Source organism: Clostridium sp. AF27-2AA, from assembly GCF_003478505.1.
GTDB lineage: Bacteria > Bacillota > Clostridia > Lachnospirales > Lachnospiraceae > Brotaphodocola.
In genome coordinates this window covers 14,179-34,482 of sequence record NZ_QUFI01000025.1, presented here as the reverse complement: position 1 = coordinate 34,482, position 20,304 = coordinate 14,179, and the positions used below count along the sequence as shown (strand labels likewise).

Genomic DNA, 20,304 nt, shown 5'->3' with positions numbered 1-20,304 from the left:
CAAAGATAAAAAACAAAGCAAACAAAAAATATTGTGAAGAGTTCACAAGACGGAGAAGGGAGGAGTGGAAAATGAAGGTGCGGGTTCGGATCTGCAGCCGCTTATACGAAGCGCTGTCGGAACAGACACTGGAAGGAACTTTACATTCCTGTTTTCACAGAGCCATGAATATGGCATATGAAAACGGCCTGGTTACCTTTCTTGCAAAAGAAAAGAGCCTTCAGCCTTTTTCCCTAAATCTCGACTGGAGCGGTGATTTCATGTTTGTGAAAGAACTGGTACGTTCCAGGGGAACAGAAATGCGGTTAAATCTGCAGGGGCTCTGGATTGGAACTTATCAGGTGTTTGAGTTTGAAACGTTTGAGATTCTGAATCTGAAGAAAAGGCAGAGTGAGATCCTGAATCCGGTAGCAGCCAATTTCATCCGAAGTTTTCTTTCACATCAGGAGGAAAAAGGAATTCATGGGTTAATTGAAGGAAGAACAGAGGATGTGTTTTCCGCTTTTCTTGCATCGAGGATCGAAGCCTTTCGAGAAGCAGTGCAGAATGGGGAACGGGAAACAGCGGTGTATGCGGCAGGGCAGCTGGCTGGAGGAGGGCCGGGCCTGACACCTTCTTCCGATGATTTTCTCTGTGGCTATATAGTATCGTGGCCAGAGAATTATCCCTGGGAAGGGTTTGCGGAAACAGTCACCGGTGCAGCGGCATCCAGAACAAACGATGTCAGTGGATCTTTGTTGAAACATGCGGGCGAAGGAATGTTTTCAGAGGATGTTCTTGGTCTTCTGGAAGGATTTGCAAACTGCGACACAGAACAGATTCGCACAGCGCTGAAACGTGTTGCCTGTTTCGGAAGCAGCTCAGGATGTGATTTCCTGACCGGCATGTATTATGGAGTTATCGATAGCAATAAGATGGGAGGAAACAGATGTGGTAAAGCTTGAAATCAGAAAAAACACCTATTACGATTCAGTAACCCTGATGATCATCTCGAAAGATGTAAAAAATCTGTCAGGTGTTTCCGAAGCACTGGTAGGCATGGGAACGGATCTGAACCGTGAGATTGCGGGAAATCTTGGCTTAGATGCAGACGGCTTTGAGGATGTAACCGCAAATGACTTTTTTGTGGCAGCGGATTGTGATGACGAGAACTGCTTCAAAAAAGTAGTGGAAAAGGTAGATGAACTGCTGAACAAGAAAGCAGAAAAAAGCAAGGCAGAGTATTTCCCGCCGACTCTGGATGGAGCCATAAAAGTGGAAAAAAATCTGAACATGGCAGTGATTTCAGTTCCGGGACGTTTTGCGGCAGATGTTGCAAAAGACTGCCTGGATCGTGATATCAACGTTATGCTGTTCAGTGATAATGTCACCATCGAGGAAGAAAAAGCACTGAAAGAGTACGCAGTATCCAAAGAACTCCTGATGATGGGTCCAGATTGCGGAACCGCAGTTATCAATCATGTACCGCTTGCATTTGCAAATGTGATTAAGCCTGGAAAAATCGGTCTTGTGTGTGCATCCGGAACCGGTGCGCAGGAAGTTTCCACTATTATCGACCAGCTTGGTGAAGGTGTTTCCCAGCTCCTCGGAACTGGTGGAAGAGATTTAAAGAGTGAGATTGGCGGAATCATGATGAAGCAGTGCCTGAACGCACTAATTGAAGATCCGAAGACAGAGATTATTGTGCTGGTGTCTAAACCGCCGGCAAAGGATGTGGAGGATCAGATTTTAAAGATTGCTGCTAATGCTGGCAAGCCGGTTGTAGTCTGCTTCATTGGCGGTGACGCAGAGAAAATTAAAAAAGCCGGATTATATGCAGCAGTATCGCTGGAAGATGCAGCGCATAAGGCAGTGGCACTGGCAAAGGGAGAGGCTGTATCGGATTTTGAAGATTTCACCATGGGCCTTAAGAAAGCGGAAGCGCTGGCCGCAGAGGAAAGAGCCGGCATGATCCAGGGGCAGAAATATGTGAGAGGCCTTTATACCGGCGGAACCATTTGCGATGAGGCAATGAAACTTCTGATCGGAAGTATGGGACATATTTATTCCAATATCCCGCTGAAAGCGGAAGATAAACTGGAAAACGCAAGAAATGGAAAGTCACGGGAAAATACTTTCCTGGATTTCGGAGATGATGAGTTTACTGTTGGCCGTCCGCATCCGATGATTGATCCATCCCTTAGAGCAGAGCGTGTGGTCGAGGAGGCAAAGGATCCGGAAACCGCTGTGATCCTGGTAGACTGTGTGATTGGCTATGGTTCCCACGAGGATCCGGCAAAGGATTTATCCGATGCGATTCGGAAGGCAAAGGAACTGGCAGCAAAAGAAGGCCGTTACCTGTCTGTGGTAGCTACTGTATGCGGCACAGAGGGTGATCCGCAAAACCGTACAGCAACATCTCTCCAACTGGCAGGAGCAGGGGCAATTGTACTTCCGTCCAATGCACAGGCAGCGAGATTTGTAGAACTGATCACGAAAAATCTGTAGGGGAGGAGGAAGAACATGAGCAAGGTAAATGAGTTATTTGAGAAAGAATTATGCGTAGTCAATTTCGGTATTGAGTCTTTTTATCAGGACCTGAAAAAGCAGAATGTCAAATCGGTCCATGTTGCGTGGAAACCGGTGGCTGGCGGAGATAAAAAGATTGCCGGTTATTTAAAACAGTTAAAGGATCCGAATCTGGCAGAGAAGATCGCAGCCGCAAACAAGGAGGCACTTCGCAGAATCCTTGCGGCTCAGCCGGCGCTGGTAGGAATGTCAACTGCCGGAGAAGCAATTCCTGGCATGACCAAAACGACGATCCTTCATGCTGGCCCGCCAGTGAAGTGGGAGGACATGTGCGGTCCTATGAAAGGCGCTGTTATGGGCGGCCTGATCTATGAGGGACTGGCAAAGGATATGAAGGAAGCGGAAGAACTGGCCGGAAGCGGAAAGATTACCTTTGATTCCTGCCATCATCACAATGCAGTAGGTCCGATGGTTGGTATTGTTACTTATTCTATGCCGGTATGGCATGTGGTAAACAAAACTTTCGGAAATGATGCGTACTGCACTATGAACGAAGGACTTGGAAAGGTACTGCGGTTTGGAGCTTGTGATGAAGAGGTATTTGACCGCCTGAGAAAGATGGAAAAGGTTTATTATCCGGTACTGAAAGAAGCACTGGAAATCCATGGCGAGATCGATATGAAAGTTATGATTGCGCAGGCTCTGCAGATGGGAGACGAGGGGCACAACAGAAATAAGGCTGGCACGTCCTTGTTTATCCGTGAGATTCTTTCGGATGTTTACAAGACCCATTTTCCGCTGGAGCAGCAGCAGGAGGCAATTGCATTTATCAATGGAAATGACCATGCATTTCTGAATCTGTCTATGCCGTCCTGTAAAGCTACGATGGATCCGACTCTGGGAATTCCGTACAGCACCATTGTTTCTACCATGTGCAGAAATGGTGTGGAATTTGGCATCCGGATTTCCGGACTTGGCGCAGACCAGTGGTTTACGGCACCGTCCGAATATATCCGCGGCCTTTATTTCCCGGGATATTCCGAAGCGGACGCAAATCCGGATATCGGAGATAGCTGTATTACAGAAACAACCGGAATTGGCGGATTCTGTATGGCAGCTTCACCAGCTATCGTACAGTTTGTAGGAGGCCAGGTTCAGGATGCGATCAACTACTCTTCTCAGATGTACGAGATTACAGAAGGGGAAGGAAATGCCTATAAAATTCCGGTACTGGACTTCAGAGGCAGCGCAACTGGAATCGACATTGTAAAGGTTTTGGAGACTGGAATCCGCCCGATCATCAATACTGGTATTGCTCACAAGGATTACGGCGTTGGACAGATTGGAGCAGGTCTTGTAAATCCGCCGGAAGGCTGTTTTACAAAAGCCATCGAAGCATGCGCAAAAGCATGGACAAACTAGATAATAAAAATATTTATATATTAAGGAGGATTTATAATTATGAGTAAGTGGTCTGACATCAAAATCTACGATTTAAGTATTCCGATTGGAATCAGTACTCCGCCGTGGCCAACCTATGAGCCGCTTCAGGTGAAGTATTTCAAGCGTCTGGCACCGAATGGAGCAAACGGACAGCTTGTGACCCATTCCAATCATGTAGGAACCCATCTGGATGGCCCGCGTCATTTCGACACCGCAGGAAGAGATATTGCAGCTCTGGAATTAACCAAGCTGTGTGCACCGGGTGTTGTAGTTGATTTGTCTGATATGGCAGAGGATTTCGGCATCTATACCCCGGAAGATATCGAGAAGCGCGTTGAGGTACGTGAGGGAGATATCCTGATCATCAACACTGGTTATCATAAGTATGGATTTGACCAGCCGGAGGCAGATGAGCGCCGCTATATGCTGCGTCACCCGGGTCCGTCTCTTGATTTTATCAAGTGGGTACGTGAAAAGAAGATTAAATGGCTGGGAGTTGACTGCGGTTCCGCAGATCATCCGATGAATACTAAGATCCGTGACTGGGAGCCGATGGAGGCTGAAAAGTGCGACGCTATTTTCCGCAAGAAATATGGCAAATCCTTAAATGAGATTTATCCGTGGCCGGAGCATTACCAGGCAATGCATTTAGAGTTGTTTGGCCAGCCGTATGAGGCAATCCATGCAGAGTGCATGGGAGGTGAGATCGATAAGTTGTCCAACAAGCGTGTTGTAATCGGATGCTTCCCGTGGAAGTTCCAGGATGGAGAAAGCTGCATCAGCCGTATCGTGGCATTCGATGGTTTCGAGGATGTATAAAGAACAGTAACAGGCCGGTTCAGAGGGTTTCGTGGGGGAACCCTCTGAACGAAAAGGAGGAGTCTGTATGGGGACAACGCTATATAAAAATGCTGACTGGATCATTACCATGAACGAGAAAAGAGAAAAAATCCGTCATGGTGATCTGCTGATTTCAGGAAAAGAAATTCTGGATGTAGGAACGGATCTGGAGAAAAAATATGAAGGAACATTAAAGATTGACCATGTGGTAGAGGCAGAAGGAACGGTGATTCTTCCGGGTTTTGTAAATGTGCATCATCATACATGGCAGTCTCTGATCCGCAATATCCAGGCAACAAGAGGACTGAAGCTGGAACCGTGGCTGACTGTTATGTATGAGATCTATAAAGATCTGAATACGGATGTGGCTCGTGCTGGTGTTTATTCTGGTCTGGGAGATATGCTTAAAACTGGATGTACGACATCCAATGATCTTTGGTATCCGCATCCTGTGGGAGTAAAATATCTGGTTGACGCGGAAATTGAGGCCGCGGCAGAAATTGGAATCCGTTTCCATCCGACCAGAGGATTCCACTCTGTACCTAGCAGTATTGTACCGCCAGAAGTTGTGGATACAAAAGAGAGTGTTGTGGAAGACACGATCAGACTGGTGAAAAAATATCATGACCGGTCCCGTTTTTCCATGTGCCAGGTTGGCATCGCTCCGAGCATTGCCCAGTATGAAACGGAAGATATCATTGAAGCTGTAGTAGATCTGGCAGAAGAGTATGACATTATGGTTCACGGTCATCTGGCAGAGAGCCAGCATGAGGTGGAATATACGCTGAAGACTTGGGGTTGCCGGCCATTTGAGTGGTTTAAACGGCACCGTTTGCTCGGCAAACGGTTTTATTTTGCCCACTGCATTCATTTGAATGAAGAAGAAATTGCGCAGATGGCAGAGACCGGAACCGGAGTGGCACATTGCCCGATCTCTAATATGCTTTTAAGTTCCGGTGCATGTCCGGTGCCTTCTTATCTGGAACACGGTCTCACAAGAATTGGTCTTGGTGTAGATGGAGCTGCCAGCAGCAATTCATCGAATATGCTGGAGGAAATCAGGTGCGCATATCTGTTAAATCGTCTTACCTGGGGTGATAAGGCGGCAACACCGGATGATTATCTGTATATGGCAACGGCAGGCGGAGCAAAAGTTCTTGGACGGGATGACATCGGTTATCTGGCACCTGGAATGGCAGCAGATTTCGCCCAGATGGACTGGAATCAGCTGACTTATGCAGGCGGATGCTATGATCCGGTGGCATGCATTGTAGAGAGCGGCGATCCTCGTCTTGTTAAAAATGTAGTAGTAAATGGGGAATTAGTAGTATCTTCTGGAAAACTTACAAAGGTAAGCGAAGAGGAGAAGCGTGACTACGTAAACCAGGTAGGAAAAGATCTTCTCACCAGGGCATCCGCAAGGATTGAAAGTCTGAAAGAGGATATTGGTTAGCAAAAATGTTGAATCATGTAAAATAATGGAGGTTTACATATGCTGGATATTAAGATTACGAACGCAAAAACAAGAAATACCGGAAAAGAATTAGTTGAGATCGGAATTGAGAACGGAAAGATCACGGCAATCGCGTCTGCAGTAGAGGGCGAGGCAAAGCAGGTTATCGATGCAAAAGGAAACCTGGTAACCGAGTCCTTTGTAAACGGACACCTTCATCTGTGTAAGGTTTATACTCTGGAAATGGCCGGACAGGCTGCATTAAAAGAGTACAACGACAATAACATGGGCGGTGCTATGACTTCCATCGAGAGAGCAGCAGATTTCAAGGCATGCTATGATGAAAAGTGGATCATTGAGAATGTCCGTAAGGCATGCGATCTTGCTGTGAAATACGGCAATACCCATATCCGCGCATTTGCAGATGTGGACAGCAAAGCCAGACTGGAAGGCGTAAAAGGTGTTATCCGTGGAAGAGAGGAATATAAGGACCGCCTGGATATTCAGGTCGTTGCATTTCCGCAGGATGGTGTTGCCAGAGAGCCGGGAGCAAAAGAACTGATCAAACAGGCTATGGATCTTGGTGCCGATGTAGTAGGCGGAATCCCGTGGATCGAGTTCACTGAAGAAGAGGAGTTAGACCATGTAAATTCTATGTGTAACTACGCAAAAGAGTATGACAAAGACATTTCCATGCTTCTGGACGATGTAGGTGATGCAGAGGAGAGAACCCTGGAGATGTTATGCAAAAAGGTCATCGAGATGGGCTGGCAGGGAAGAGCAACCGCACAGCATTGCCGTGCCATGGAGCTGTATCCGGAGAACTACTTCAGAAAGCTCGTTTCCCTCTTAAAGAAAGCCCAGATTGGTGTGGTATCCGATCCGCATACCGGCCCGCTGCATGCAAGAGTCAAAGACCTTCTGAAGGCAGGCGTGCCGGTTGCTCTTGGACAGGATGATATAGCAGATGCTTACTATCCATACGGTGAGTGCAATATGCTTCAGGTAGCTTTCCTGGCAAGCCATTTACTCCACATGGTAAGCTTCGACGATATGGAGCTGCTTTACGACATGATCACAACAAGCGCCGCAAAGGTTCTTGGAATCAAAAACCATGAACTGAAAGAAGGCGGAGATGCAGATCTGGTAGTACTTCAGGACGAAGATGTATACCATGCAATCTGGCATCACACAGCACCGGCTTATGTTATTAAGAACGGCGTTGATATTACCGTAAAGTAACAGCTTCAAAAAGGAGAAGCATATGGAAAATAAGAAAGGAAGATTTGCAGAGATTGCGTATGTCCTGGGAATAATTCTGTGCCCACTGGGGGTCTGCCTGTCGGCGAAAAGCGGATTTGGCGTGTCAATGGTAGTTGCACCGGCCTATGTGCTTTATTTGCGTATTTCAGAAACAATTCCCTGGTTTACTTTTGGAAAATCAGAGTATATCTTTCAGGGATTGCTGCTGATCGTGCTGGCCTTTGCTGTGCGGCGCTTTAAGTGGAAGTATCTGTTATCTTTTGTTACGGCGTTTATTTACGGAAATATTTTGGATCTGTGGTATGTTGTATTAGGTTCGGAACAGTATACCGTATACTGGCAGCGCGGAATGGCTTGTGTTTTTGGAATTCTGATCACTTCACTGGCCATAGCTTTTTTCCTGAGAACGTATCTTCCTCAGGAAGCTTATGAAATGTTCGTAAAGGATGTAACGGATACGTATCAGAAAGATATGACAAAAGTGAAATGGCTGTTTGATCTGTCAGCGCTTTTGATTGCAGTAGTTCTTATGCTGGTGTTATTCCGCCGGTTTGCTTTTAATATGGTCGGATTAAACACAGTTCTTGCAACAATCGTAAATGCTCCGCTGATCGGCTTTTTTGGAAAAATGCTGGATCGTGCCGGAAGTTTTGATTCTTCATTCCCGGAGTTTTACCAGAAATTTCAGAAGATTATGAATTAAAAGTGAGAGCTGCCTTATAAACAGGGCGGCTCTACTTGTAAAATCTTAGAACCAGGAAATTGGAAACTTTTGGGCAGAACGAGGTGAAAATTGTGAAAAAAATATTTGATGCACTGGTAGATGGCAGTGTGGCATTAATCAGCCGTTTTCTTCCGGATGCGTATATTCTGGTGCTGCTTCTTACGGTAATCCTGTTTGTGGTTGCGGTTCCAGTTACAGGAATTGCGCCGGCAGAGGGAATTACCGTGGTGGATCGGCTGGTGAATCTGGTGTACGATGGCTGGTATGGCGGTTTCTGGAATCTTCTTGGCTTTGGGATGCAGATGGTTCTGATTGTGGTGACGGGAACGATGTTTGCCAATACAGAACCGGTTCACCGCATCATCGTAAAGATTGCGTCTATTCCGAAAACTCCGAGACAGGCACTGCTTTTAGTTTCCGCAGTGGGTATGGTCGCGTATTTTTTACAGTGGGGAGCCGCTTTGATTGTATGCGCGGTCCTGGCACAGGAAGTGGCAAAGCAGGTAAAGGGAATTCATTATCCGCTTCTGGTAGCGGCCGCTTATGTTGGAAACGCGTTTTGCCTGGTAGGAATATCCGGAACGATTGCACTCAATGTTGCCGGAGGCTGGACATTTGATGGGGTATGGAGTACAACGGGAATTCCATTTCGTGAAACGGTATTTGCGCCATACAATCTGTTTATTTATCTGGTAGGAGCAATTGTGCTGTGCCTTTTGATTACGGCTATGCATCCGTCTCCTGAAAAAACAAAAACTGTGGATCCGGCAATCTTCGCTGAGGAGACGGTGGAAAAACAGTACAGGCCACGCAGTGAGATGACGCCGGCTGAAAAGTTGGAAACATCTGTACTTTTAAATGGTCTGATTGCGTTTATTGGCTTTTTCTGCGTAATCTGGAGTTTTGTAGATTCTCTTTATATCAAAAAACAGTCATTTTCACTTTCTATTAACCAGGTGAATATGATCTTTCTGTTTGCATCGATCGCAATGTATAAAACTCCTGTACGTACGGTAGCGGCAGTAAAAAAATCTCTGGGCGGAGCGGTTGGCGTTGTGCTTCAGATGCCGTTTTATGCCGGAATTGCCGGATTGATCAGCTATCACGGCGGTTCAACCGGTGTTTCCATCGCACAGGTGATTGCCGGATTTTTTGTACATATTTCCAATGTGCAGACCTTTCCGCTCTTCACTTGCCTGAGCGCGGTGATCGTAAAGCTGTTTGTACCAAGCGGCGGAGCCCAGTGGGCGGTTCAGGGGCCGATTGTAATGCAGGCAGTCCAGAGCTTTATGCCGGCTGTGTCGGAAGGAAAGGCAGCAATGGCACTTTCCTGGGGCAATTCCTGCTGTAATCTGCTTCAGCCGTTCTGGCTGATTCCGGTACTGGAAGTCGCAAAACTGAAAGTCAGGGATGTTATGGGATATTGTGTGATTTGTCTGCTGGCACTTCTGGTGATTATATCCGTAGGATTACTATTTTTATAAAAACGAATGGAGAAGAATTATGGGAAAACGAATTGTGATAGCTCTGGGAGGAAATGCACTTGGTAAGACAATTTCCGAGCAGGCAGAGGTAGTAAAAGGAACTGCAAAGGCCGTAGCCGGACTGGTTCGGGCCGGTCATCAGGTTGTAATTTCACATGGAAATGGACCACAGGTCGGAATGATCCAGAAGGCAATGACTGCTTTGCATAAGCAGGATCCGGAGCATTATGAGCTTTGTCCGCTGTCTGTGTGCACTGCAATGAGCCAGGGCTATATCGGACTGGATCTGCAGAGGGCACTGCGCAATGAACTCGAGAAATGTGGAATTTTAAAGTCCATTACAACCATTCTTACGCAGGTGGAAGTAAATCCAAATGATGATGCGTTTAAAAATCCATCTAAGCCGATTGGTGCGTATGTCACCGAAGCAGAGGCAGAAGTTCTGAGAAAAGAAAGAGGATTTGAGTTTGCGGAGGATGCAGGAAGAGGCATCCGCAGAGTTGTTCCGTCTCCAAAGCCGCAGCAGATTCTGGAACTGGAATCGATCCGGAAAATGGTAGAAGACGGACAGATTGTGATTGCCTGCGGAGGCGGAGGCGTTCCGGTAGTAAAAGAGGAAGACGGATATTTTGGAACAGAAGCCATTATCGATAAAGACTTTGCTTCAGAAAAACTTGCGGAAGAGTTAAATGCAGATTACCTGATTATTTTAACAGCTGTTGAAAAAGTTGCGATTTTTTACGGCACACCAAGGCAAAAATGGCTGGAACATATGAGTGTAAGAGAAGCAGAATTTTATATAGAGGATGGGCAGTTTGCTCCGGGCTCCATGCTTCCGAAAGTAGAGGCAGCGGTCGCCTTTGCAAAATCCGGTCATGGAAGAAAGGCTTTGATTACGCTTCTTGAAAAAGCGGAAGAAGGAATTGAAGGCCGGACTGGAACAGAAATATCTATGGTTTAATAAAGAACAGGAAGATTTAAAATGGGAAGGGAGAGATTTTATGTATAATCCAGAACAGCCGGTTTTTGAAGAACAGCCTGAATCAAATATTGAAATTGCATATGGAATTGAGGATGTGCCAAAACCATGCTGGAAGGCCGTTCTTTTTGCATTGCAGATTACTCTGGTAGATTTTACACCGTTTATGTGGGCAGCAGGGTTTGCCTCTTTAGCAGGAATTGACCAGCCGGATTTTGTTCCGACGTTGCTTTGCGCATGTTTCTTCTGTATGGGAATCTGCACATTTTTACAGACAACGGTAGGTAACCGCCTTCCCATTGTTCAGGGATCCTCTTCCGCACTTATGTCATCCATGGGAAACATTGCGGCTGTTTACGGTCTGCCAGCAGTGTGGGGAGCCTCGCTGATTGGAGGTTTGATTCAGACAATCCTCGGAATTACAAAGACAGTAAGCAAGGTAAGAGCTTTCCTTCCTCCGGTAGTAGTTGGTTCTGTGGTGACAGCAATTGGGTTTGTCGCAGCGAGAATCGCGGTTCAGTGGACTTTTTCCAGACAGGAACCATTATATCTGGTTCTTGCGCTGATTTCGTTTTTGTTGGCGCTTATACTGAAATTTAAAACGAAAGGAATGGTATCCCAGGGCTTTATCCTTATTACGGTTGTTATCGTCGGAGTTGTGGTTTCTTCATTTCTGGGAATTTTTGACTGGAATGCAGTTTATGCCGCACCGTGGATAAAGATTCCACGTTTATTTCCATTTACAGGGCTGTCAGGACAGCCAAACGCAGTAATCACGTTTACGGCAGCGGCCATTATTGGTGGATTCAGCGGCTATATGGGAGCTATTTTTGAATCTGTCGGGGATTATGCGGCAACCTGCGCAGCCTGTGATGAGATTTACCGTGTGAAACATATTGATAAAGGAATCATGGCCAGCGGACTAGGCTGCATGATTACAGCCCTCTTTGGAGGCTTGCCGTGTACTTCCTACACGCAGAATATTGGCATTGTTGCAGCTACCGGCGTGGCATCCAGGCGGGTAACCCAATATGCAGGTGTTTTATTCCTGTTGTATGGCTTTTGCCCGAAAATGGCATATATTCTTGCCGGAATTCCGAAACCGGTTATTGGGGCAGTGTTCCTGATCTCTGCGGCTTCCATTATGTTTTCTGGAATTGACTCCATTGTGTCATCACCGAGAACCCTGAGAAATACGCTGGTAGCAGGAATTACTCTGACGCTGGCAGTTATGCTTCCGTATCAGTGTACATCTACTTATAAAGAGTGGGCAGACAGCCTTCCTCCATTTTTAAATATGTTGTGCACCTCACCGGTTTTTATTGCTGTACTTTGTGGTGTGGGACTGAATGTATTGCTGAATTTTGTTTTACGGGATAAAGAAAAATAAAAGAATGTGGTACGTTGTACGTGCTGCTAAGGAGAAGACCATGATTCAGAAATTAATTGAAAAGATTCAGAAAACAAAGGCACCGATCTGTGTTGGACTGGATCCGATGTTAAATTATATTCCGGAATATATTTTAAAGAAGTCCTTCAGAGAGTTTGGTGAGACGTTAGAAGGAGCAGCAGATGCTATCTGGAATTTTAATAAGGAGATCGTGGATCATACCTGGGACCTGATTCCGGCTGTGAAGCCACAGATTGCCATGTACGAGCAGTTTGGCATTGAAGGATTGAAGGCATATGACAGGACTGTGAAATATTGCCATGAGAAAGGCCTTGTGGTTATTGCTGACGCAAAACGCGGCGATATCGGTTCTACCTCAGCAGCATACGCATCAGCTCATCTGGGCAGAGTGAAAGTTGGAAACAATAGTTGTTCTATATTCAATACAGATTTTATTACTGTGAACCCGTATCTGGGAAGTGACGGAGTAAAACCTTTTATTGATGTTTGCAATGCAGAGGATAAAGGCATTTTTGTGTTGGTAAAAACCTCGAACCCCTCCAGTGGGGAGTTTCAGGATAGGCTGATTGATGGTAAACCGCTTTATGAGCATATTGCTGACAGGGTGGTCGAGTGGGGCAGGATATCTATGGATGGCGCATACAGTAATGTCGGAGCGGTCGTAGGAGCAACCTACCCGGAGATGAGCGTTATTTTAAGAAAACTCATGCCAAAAACCTACTTCCTGGTACCTGGTTATGGTGCACAGGGCGGTACGGCAAAAGATTTAAAGAATTGTTTCAATGAAGATGGACTTGGAGCAATTGTCAATTCTTCACGCGGCATTATTGCAGCGTATCGTCAGGAGAAATACGCAAAGTTTGGTGCAGAGCACTTCGCAGAAGCATCTAGACAGGCAGTTGTTGATATGGCTGCAGATATTAACAGTGTTCTGTAAGACAGAGCAGGGCACAGCAGTGTACAGAGGAGAAAACAAAATTTTATTTTTCAGTGGAATGTGGTAGAATTAAAAGAAAAATCATAATTTATGAAATTTGAGGACACACCTATGACACTGACACAGCTAAAATACATCGTAGAGACCGCGAAGGCCGGGAGCATCAGCAGGGCAGCTGAAAAGCTGTATATTTCCCAGCCCAGTCTGACGGCAGCTATCCGGGAACTGGAGCATGAGTTTGGCATTACCATCTTCCAGAGAACCAACAAGGGAATTATCCTGACTTCGGAGGGTGAGGAATTTCTCGGCTATGCCAGACAGGTCATTACCCAGACAAGCCTGATGGAGGAACGTTATTCCGGCGCGGCTCCGGTGCGTCATCAGTTCTGTGTCTCTACCCAGCATTATTCCTTCGCGGTGGAGGCCTTTGTGGAACTGCTCAAGACTTACGGAGGTAAGACTTACGATTTCCGGCTCCGGGAGACCCAGACCTATGAGATCATTGAGGATGTGGCAAAGCTGAAAAGTGAGATTGGGGTGCTCTATTTAAACCAGTTTAACGAGAACGTTCTGCGAAAAACCTTCAAGGAGCATAATCTGAAATTTGAACGGCTGTTTCTGGCAAAGCCTCATGTGTTTGTCGGATCGGGAAATCCGCTGGCCAAGCGGGAAAAGATCACTCTGCAGGATCTGGAGCCATATCCGAGGCTTTCCTACGAGCAGGGAGATCACAATGCGTTCTATTTTTCCGAGGAGATTTTAAGTACGCTGGAGAGCCGGAAAGACATCCGGGTCTGTGACCGGGCAACATTGTTTAACTTGCTGATCGGCTTAAATGGCTACACCATCTGCAGTGGTGTGATCAATGAAACCCTGAATGGCAGGGACATTGTAGCGGTGCCGCTGGAGGCAGATGATTATATGGAAATCGGATATATCACGCATAAACAGGTGGTGCCGGGAAAATTTGCCATGCATTACATAGAAGCACTGAAACGTTTTGCGGTAGACTAATATAAAAACCGGCAGATCAGTTGTGAAAACTGGTCTGCCGGTTTTTGTGTTCATTCGGTATTTTCTTATGTGAAAGATGATGCTGTCTGCAGATTAGTTTGCAGCAGTGGTTTCCTCAGCTGCTTCCTCGGTGGACTCAGCCTCGTCAGAGGACTCCTCAGCCTCCTCGGAAGACTCCTCAGCCTCAGATGCATCCTCGGACTCAACAGACTCTTCTTTTGCTTCCTCGGAAGATTCCTCAGCCTCGGTGGACTCCTCAACGGTAGTCTCTGCAACAGTGGTCTCAGCTACAGTAGTCTCTGCAGCAGTGGTCTCCTCTTTGGTTCCGCCGCAAGCGGTGATTCCCATAGCTACCATAGCAGCAGCTGCAACAGCGATCATGGATTTGTTAAATACTTTCTTCATCATAATTTTTTCCTCCTCTGTCCGGGATTCCCCTCGAACAAACACATACTATAAAGGAAAAATGTGACCAAATTGTGTTTAAAAAATAAAAAAATATGAAAATCCTTATCAAATTATTAAGAAAAATGGAAATTGTTTTGTATTTCCAGACAATGTCACAGAAATGAAGAGGTACAGATGGTGTTTTGAGAATAGATATACAATATTAGGAAGAACGTGCGTTCGCAAATGCTATACTTTTTATTGCCCATGTGCTATAGTAGGTTGAGGAAGGCCGTTTCGGTCAATGTCCTATTTATTATCTGTAGCTATGATTTCGGAGGAATCATTATGGACCATTTTAAACTAGTATCTGAATACGCCCCAACCGGTGACCAGCCCCAGGCCATTGCCGAACTTGTGGAGGGCTTCCGGGAGGGCAATCAGTTTGAGACGCTGCTTGGAGTTACCGGTTCCGGTAAGACCTTTACCATGGCCAATGTCATTCAGGCACTGAACAAGCCTACTCTGATCATTGCCCACAACAAAACGCTGGCGGCACAGCTTTACGGGGAGATGAAGGAATTTTTTCCGGAAAATGCCGTAGAATATTTTGTCTCCTATTATGATTATTACCAACCGGAGGCCTATGTGCCATCCACGAACACCTATATTGAGAAAGATTCCGCCATCAATGACGAGATTGATAAGCTTCGCCACTCCGCTACGGCAGCTCTTTCCGAGCGGAAGGATGTGATCATAGTGGCTTCGGTTTCCTGCATTTATGGTCTGGGCTCTCCGATCGATTATCAGGAGATGGTCATTTCTCTTCGTCCGGGCATGGAGAAGGACCGAGATGAGGTGATTCACAAGCTGATCGATATTCAGTATGCCCGCAATGACATGGACTTTCACCGCGGTACCTTCCGGGTGCGGGGAGATGTCCTGGAGATTTTTCCGGCCTATTCTGACAGTGTGGCCTACCGGGTGGAGTTTTTCGGAGACGAGATTGACCGCATAATGGAGATTGACACGCTGACCGGCGAGGCAAAGCTGCAGTTAAATCACATTGCTATTTTTCCGGCTTCTCATTATGTCGTGCCGAAGGAGAAGATGCAGCTTGCCACAGAAAATATTCTGGAAGAGCTAAAGGAGCGGGTGACTTTTTTTAAGAGTGAAGATAAGCTGCTGGAGGCGCAGCGTATTTCCGAGCGTACCAACTTTGATGTGGAGATGATGCGGGAGACTGGCTTTTGTTCCGGCATTGAGAACTATTCCCGCCACTTAAACTTCGGAAAGCCCGGAGAGCCGCCGTGGACGCTGATCGACTATTTCCCGGATGATTTTCTGATCATTGTGGATGAGTCCCATATCACGCTGCCGCAGGTACGCGGCATGTATGCGGGTGACCGCTCCCGCAAGACTACGTTGGTGGATTATGGCTTCCGGCTTCCGTCCGCATTAGACAACCGTCCGTTAAACTTTACCGAGTTTGAGAGCAAGATTGACCAGATGATGTTTGTATCGGCAACGCCGGGGCCTTATGAGGCAGACCATGAGCTTCTGCGTGCCGAGCAGATCATCCGCCCGACCGGTCTTCTGGATCCGGAGATTTCGGTCCGTCCGGTGGAAGGCCAGATTGATGATCTTGTGAGTGCGGTCAACAAAGAAGTGGCAGGCCATCACAAGGTACTGATCACAACGCTGACTAAGCGGATGGCAGAAGATCTGACGGATTACATGAAAGAAATCGGTATCCGGGTCAAGTACCTGCATTCCGACATTGATACGCTGGAGCGCGCGGAAATCATCCGCGACATGCGCCTGGATGTGTTCGATGTGCTGGTAGGCATCAACCTGCTGCGAGAAGGCCTGGATATCCCGGAGATCACGCTGGTGGCGATTCTGGATGCAGATAAAGAAGGCTTCCTGCGTTCAGAGACTTCCCTGATCCAGACAATTGGCCGTGCGGCCCGAAATTCTGAGGGCCATGTCATCATGTACGCGGATACCATTACCGATTCTATGCGGGTGGCTATTGATGAGACGAACCGCCGCCGTCAGATTCAGCGGGCCTACAACGAGGAACATGGCATTACGCCGACCACCATCAAAAAGGCAGTGCGTGACCTGATCGCGATTTCCAAGGCGGCAGAGAAAGCGCCGTCCGCGGACGAAAAGGATCTGGAATCCATGAGCGAAAAAGAACTGAACAAGCTGGTGAAGGAAATCCAGAGGAAGATGCACCAGGCGGCAGCCGAGTTAAACTTCGAGGAAGCGGCCGTGCTGCGTGACCGGATGCTGGAGGTAAAAAAAGCATTACTGGATCTGGAATCCTGAAAAAACAGATAGTTCGATAAAAATATACCCTTATTGACAAATATTCTCAATAAGGGTATATTTTTTTTACACGAGTTATGAACTGCTAACTAGAAGGAGAATATCTATGAAGCTAAATGAAGGCATCATCGGCCGCACATACCGGGTGGAAAGTGTGGCAGTGAATGAGACGATTACCAGACGTCTGGAGGCACTGGGGGTTAATAACATGACTCCTGTGACTCTTTTAAATAAGAAAGGAAGCGGCTCCGTGATTTTTAAGGTGCGCGGAACCAGGCTGGCTGTGGGCAAACGAATCAGTGACGGCATTGAGATTTCGGAGATGGAGGTGCAGAACCATGGCTGAGAAAAACATGCAGATGGAGCAGGCACAGGAACAGGCGGGCGGTATGAAGCCGGAAAAGAAGCAAACCGGACAGAGCCAGCGGGAAATCCGAGTCGGCTTTGTGGGCAACCCGAACTGTGGAAAAACAACCCTGTTTAACGCCTTTACCGGCGCAAACTTAAAGGTTGCAAACTGGCCGGGTGTGACAGTCGAGCGTGTAGAGGGCCGCACCAGTTATAAAGGGAGATCCATCAAGGTCATTGACCTTCCGGGTATTTACAGCCTGACCTCCTATACCATTGAGGAAATCGTGACAAGGCGCTGCATTGAGGACGGCGAGGTGGATGTGATCATTAACGTAGTTGATGCATCTTCCCTGGAACGGAATCTTTATCTGACTCTGCAGCTGCTGGAACTGAAAAAACCGGTCATCCTGGCACTGAATATGATGGATATTGTAGAAGAGCGGGGAATGGAGATTGATCTGCACCGTTTGCCGGAGATGCTGGGCGGAATCCCGGTGGTACCGGTTTCCGCGAGAAAGCGCACCGGTCTGGATGTGCTGATGCACGCGGTGGTCCATCACTATGAGGAAGGACCGCAGGGCGTTGTGGTGCGTTATGATGATGCGCTGGAAGAGAAGATCCGCCAGATCGAGGTGATCCTGAGGGCAAAATACGGCGAAATGGAAAATATGCGCTGGCATGCGGTTAAGCTTCTGGAGCAGGACCCGGAAGTCATGAAGGATCATCCGGTGGATATCAGTCATATTGCGGAAAAAAATTATGAAAAAGACATCATCAATGAGAAATACAATTATATAGAAGAAGTTATGGAAGAATGCATGATGGGACGCGAGGAAAAGTCGGCATCCACAGACCGCATCGATTCCTGGCTGACGCATCCGGTGTTTGGTGTACCGATCTTTCTGGGCATTATGGCGCTGGTGTTCTTCCTGACCTTCACGGTGGGAGATTTCCTGAAGGGATACTTTGAAACCGGCCTGGAATGGCTTTCCGGAGCGGTGCTTGCGGCTATGCAGCATGTGCAGGCATCTGACTGGCTGATTTCCCTGGTAGTAGACGGAATCGTAGCAGGTGTAGGCGGCATTTTAACCTTCCTGCCGAACATCTTTATCCTGTTTCTGGCTCTGGCGTTCCTGGAAGACAGCGGATACATGGCCAGAGTTGCCTATGTTATGAATGAGATCATGGGCCGTGTGGGGCTCTCCGGAAAGGCTTTTCTGCCGATGCTTCTGGGCTTTGGCTGTACGGTTCCGGCGGTCATGGCATCCCGTGCGCTGGCAACCGAGCGGGACCGCCGCCGCACCATTCTCATTACACCGTTCATGTCCTGCTCTGCAAGACTTCCGATTTATGTACTTTTTTCGGAGATGTTTTTTAAAGAGCATGCTATGCTGGCGGCTTATTCCCTGTATGTGATCGGACTCATTGTGGCGATTACCATTGCGTTTATCCTGCATAAACGAGAAAAGAATAAGGACGAGGACACGCTGCTGATCGAGCTTCCGGAATACAAGACACCGAATGCCAGAACCGTGACCATCTATGTGTGGGACAAGGTGAAGGATTATCTGACTAAGGCCGGCACCACTATTTTTGTGGCATCCATTGTACTCTGGTTTGTCTTAAACTTTGGTGTTCATGGTTATGAGACAGACGTGACCCAGAGCTTTGCGGCAGCCATCGGACGTATTCTGGTTCCGGTATTAAGACCGGCAGGTCTTGGTACCTGGCAGATCGCGGTGGCTTTGATTTCCGGTTTGTCCGCAAAAGAGGTGGTGGTATCCAGCTTTTCCGTGCTTTACGGCATCAGCAACATCAACTCTGCGGCGGGCATGGCAGAGCTTTCCAGGGTTCTGGGGATTGCAGGGTTTGGCATGGCAAATGCCTATGCGCTGTTAGTATTCTGTCTTTTGTATTCTCCGTGCGTGGCTGCAGTGGGAACCATCCGGCGCGAAACAAAGTCATTAAAATTCACGATGCAAATGGTTCTGTTTCAGATTGCTCTTGCCTGGTGTTTTGCAGTACTGATCTATCAGATTGGAAGCAGAATTTTTTAGGAAAGTGCCGACGCGCCCACCAGTTCCGGTGCGGTGGATACGATTTTTAACTTCCCTTCTTTGCGGGAAAAAAGGTAGACCTGGTTGGAAAGCTGTTCCTCCGGGGATACCTCCTGACGGTTGATGGAAGTGACCATGGAACTGAGTGCTTCATAAGAGGTTTCCGGAAGATTCGGAGTCAGAAGGACTTCGTGGACGCTGGAGGGCAGAAGAATGAGATCTGCCTGAATGCGGTCTGCGAAGTCCTTCAGTACGTTCTGGTAGATCATGCAGCTGGCACCATACAGACCGTTGCTGTTACTGAGCACGTAAAGCGGAGACGCTTCATCTGAGTCCAGCAGTTCATCGATGAGCTCCGGGTCATAGTGTTCTCCCATGTTTTTCCGGGCAATCTCCTGAAGCAGATCTGTCATACTCTGAATCTGTGCGGGGTATTCCAGCGGAGTGTTGTGGCTGGCGGCTTCCCATAAGTCCTGTACGGTCACATTCCAGCGCCGGATATGTTCATGATGGATAAGGGCGGTCATCTGGCCGGATTCATTGCGTTCCAGGGAAATGAAAAAGACGATGGAGAGGTCGAGGTAGGGAAGATGGGGCACATCTTTTAAGAGTACTTGATTGGAGGCAGTGTGGATCATCCGGAACATGATGCGGGAACGCAGATCGGAAAAATGTTCCAGAGAGTCGGCTCTCAGGGCAGATGGAGACGGGGTTGCGCGATAGAGCCGCAAAATATCGTGCACGATCTCAGAAATATCGGTTCCGTGCCGGTACTGTTCGTAGTAGGGGTTCAGATAAATCGTAGGGGCAACAGAGCAGCCCGGGCTCTGAATCGTCAGTCCGTCCAGGGTGACACCGTTGTTTTTGGGGAGAGGCCGAAGCGTAAACTGATAAGAATCACCCAATGCCTCCTGCAGTTTGTTTGTCACTGTTTCAAGAAAAGTTTCGTATACCATAAAATACCTCCGCTGAAATATAAAATGCGCCGGAATAAACTGTGTTATAAAAATTGGGGACATAATAAAAATGGAAAAAATAGAATGTTATGAATTACAGATTTTTATTATGAATTGATTGGAAGTGTAATTTTATTATAAGGGATACGAAGAAGGATAG

Annotated in this window: 17 protein-coding genes; 15 read left to right on the top strand and 2 right to left on the bottom strand. The window is 47.2% G+C overall.

The annotated features are described in order from the left end of the window. The first annotated feature begins 71 nt into the window (after positions 1–71). The 12 genes from DWY84_RS12945 (at position 72) to DWY84_RS12890 (ending at position 14,056) form a co-directional block, all read left to right on the top strand. Positions 72–944 carry a DUF2877 domain-containing protein gene (locus DWY84_RS12945; RefSeq protein ID WP_118533796.1) on the top strand — a complete coding sequence of 291 codons (873 nt, stop codon included), beginning with the start codon at positions 72–74 and terminating at the stop codon, positions 942–944. Continuing rightward, entirely contained in the window at positions 931–2,487 is a 1,557-nt protein-coding gene (gene fdrA, locus DWY84_RS12940) for an acyl-CoA synthetase FdrA (RefSeq protein ID WP_243024855.1), read from the top strand. Before DWY84_RS12945 ends, fdrA begins: the two co-directional genes overlap by 14 nt. A gap of 15 nt (positions 2,488–2,502) precedes the next feature. Then, complete coding sequence (locus DWY84_RS12935; protein ID WP_118533794.1) at positions 2,503–3,930, top strand: DUF1116 domain-containing protein; 1,428 nt, start codon at positions 2,503–2,505, stop codon at positions 3,928–3,930. 39 nt (positions 3,931–3,969) lie between these two features. Next, a complete protein-coding gene (locus DWY84_RS12930) occupies positions 3,970–4,770 on the top strand; it encodes a cyclase family protein (RefSeq protein WP_118533793.1) in 801 nt (266 codons plus the stop codon). Between the two features lie 67 nt (positions 4,771–4,837). Further along, positions 4,838–6,244, top strand: a complete 1,407-nt coding sequence (locus DWY84_RS12925) for an amidohydrolase family protein (protein WP_118533792.1) — start codon at positions 4,838–4,840, stop codon at positions 6,242–6,244. Positions 6,245–6,283: 39 nt separating this feature from the next. After that, a complete protein-coding gene (locus DWY84_RS12920; protein WP_118533791.1) occupies positions 6,284–7,486 on the top strand; it encodes an amidohydrolase family protein in 1,203 nt (400 codons plus the stop codon). Positions 7,487–7,508: 22 nt separating this feature from the next. After that, positions 7,509–8,210, top strand: a complete 702-nt coding sequence (locus tag DWY84_RS12915) for a DUF6198 family protein (protein ID WP_118533790.1) — start codon at positions 7,509–7,511, stop codon at positions 8,208–8,210. 92 nt (positions 8,211–8,302) lie between these two features. Continuing rightward, positions 8,303–9,715 carry a TIGR00366 family protein gene (locus DWY84_RS12910; protein WP_178716528.1) on the top strand — a complete coding sequence of 471 codons (1,413 nt, stop codon included), beginning with the start codon at positions 8,303–8,305 and terminating at the stop codon, positions 9,713–9,715. A 19-nt stretch (positions 9,716–9,734) separates the two neighbouring features. Next, complete coding sequence (gene arcC / locus DWY84_RS12905; RefSeq protein WP_118533788.1) at positions 9,735–10,676, top strand: carbamate kinase; 942 nt, start codon at positions 9,735–9,737, stop codon at positions 10,674–10,676. Positions 10,677–10,716: 40 nt separating this feature from the next. Next, the gene (locus tag DWY84_RS12900) at positions 10,717–12,084 is read left to right on the top strand and encodes a solute carrier family 23 protein (protein WP_118533804.1); all 1,368 of its coding nucleotides are present in this window, start codon (positions 10,717–10,719) and stop codon (positions 12,082–12,084) included. Between the two features lie 40 nt (positions 12,085–12,124). After that, positions 12,125–13,042, top strand: a complete 918-nt coding sequence (pyrF, locus tag DWY84_RS12895; RefSeq protein WP_118533787.1) for an orotidine-5'-phosphate decarboxylase — start codon at positions 12,125–12,127, stop codon at positions 13,040–13,042. Positions 13,043–13,153: 111 nt separating this feature from the next. After that, the gene (locus DWY84_RS12890; protein WP_118533786.1) at positions 13,154–14,056 is read left to right on the top strand and encodes a LysR family transcriptional regulator; all 903 of its coding nucleotides are present in this window, start codon (positions 13,154–13,156) and stop codon (positions 14,054–14,056) included. 93 nt (positions 14,057–14,149) lie between these two features. On the opposite strand, the gene DWY84_RS12885 is transcribed toward DWY84_RS12890, so the two are convergent. Next, positions 14,150–14,464: a hypothetical protein gene (locus DWY84_RS12885; protein WP_243024854.1), complete on the bottom strand. Its 315-nt coding sequence runs from the start codon at positions 14,462–14,464 to the stop codon at positions 14,150–14,152. Positions 14,465–14,791: 327 nt separating this feature from the next. Between DWY84_RS12885 and uvrB the strand changes: the two genes are divergently transcribed. The 3 genes from uvrB to feoB all read left to right on the top strand — a co-directional run bounded on the left by uvrB (position 14,792) and on the right by feoB (position 19,188). Next, complete coding sequence (gene uvrB, locus DWY84_RS12880) at positions 14,792–16,780, top strand: excinuclease ABC subunit UvrB (protein ID WP_118533785.1); 1,989 nt, start codon at positions 14,792–14,794, stop codon at positions 16,778–16,780. Between the two features lie 106 nt (positions 16,781–16,886). Next, positions 16,887–17,126 carry a FeoA domain-containing protein gene (locus DWY84_RS12875; RefSeq protein ID WP_118533784.1) on the top strand — a complete coding sequence of 80 codons (240 nt, stop codon included), beginning with the start codon at positions 16,887–16,889 and terminating at the stop codon, positions 17,124–17,126. Positions 17,127–17,169: 43 nt separating this feature from the next. Continuing rightward, positions 17,170–19,188, top strand: a complete 2,019-nt coding sequence (gene feoB / locus DWY84_RS12870; RefSeq protein ID WP_243024857.1) for a ferrous iron transport protein B — start codon at positions 17,170–17,172, stop codon at positions 19,186–19,188. Here the strand turns inward: feoB and DWY84_RS12865 are convergent. Continuing rightward, positions 19,185–20,144, bottom strand: coding sequence for a DUF5688 family protein (locus DWY84_RS12865; protein ID WP_118533782.1), 960 nt, complete (start codon positions 20,142–20,144; stop codon positions 19,185–19,187). The genes feoB and DWY84_RS12865 overlap by 4 nt on opposite strands. Positions 20,145–20,304 lie beyond the last annotated feature (160 nt).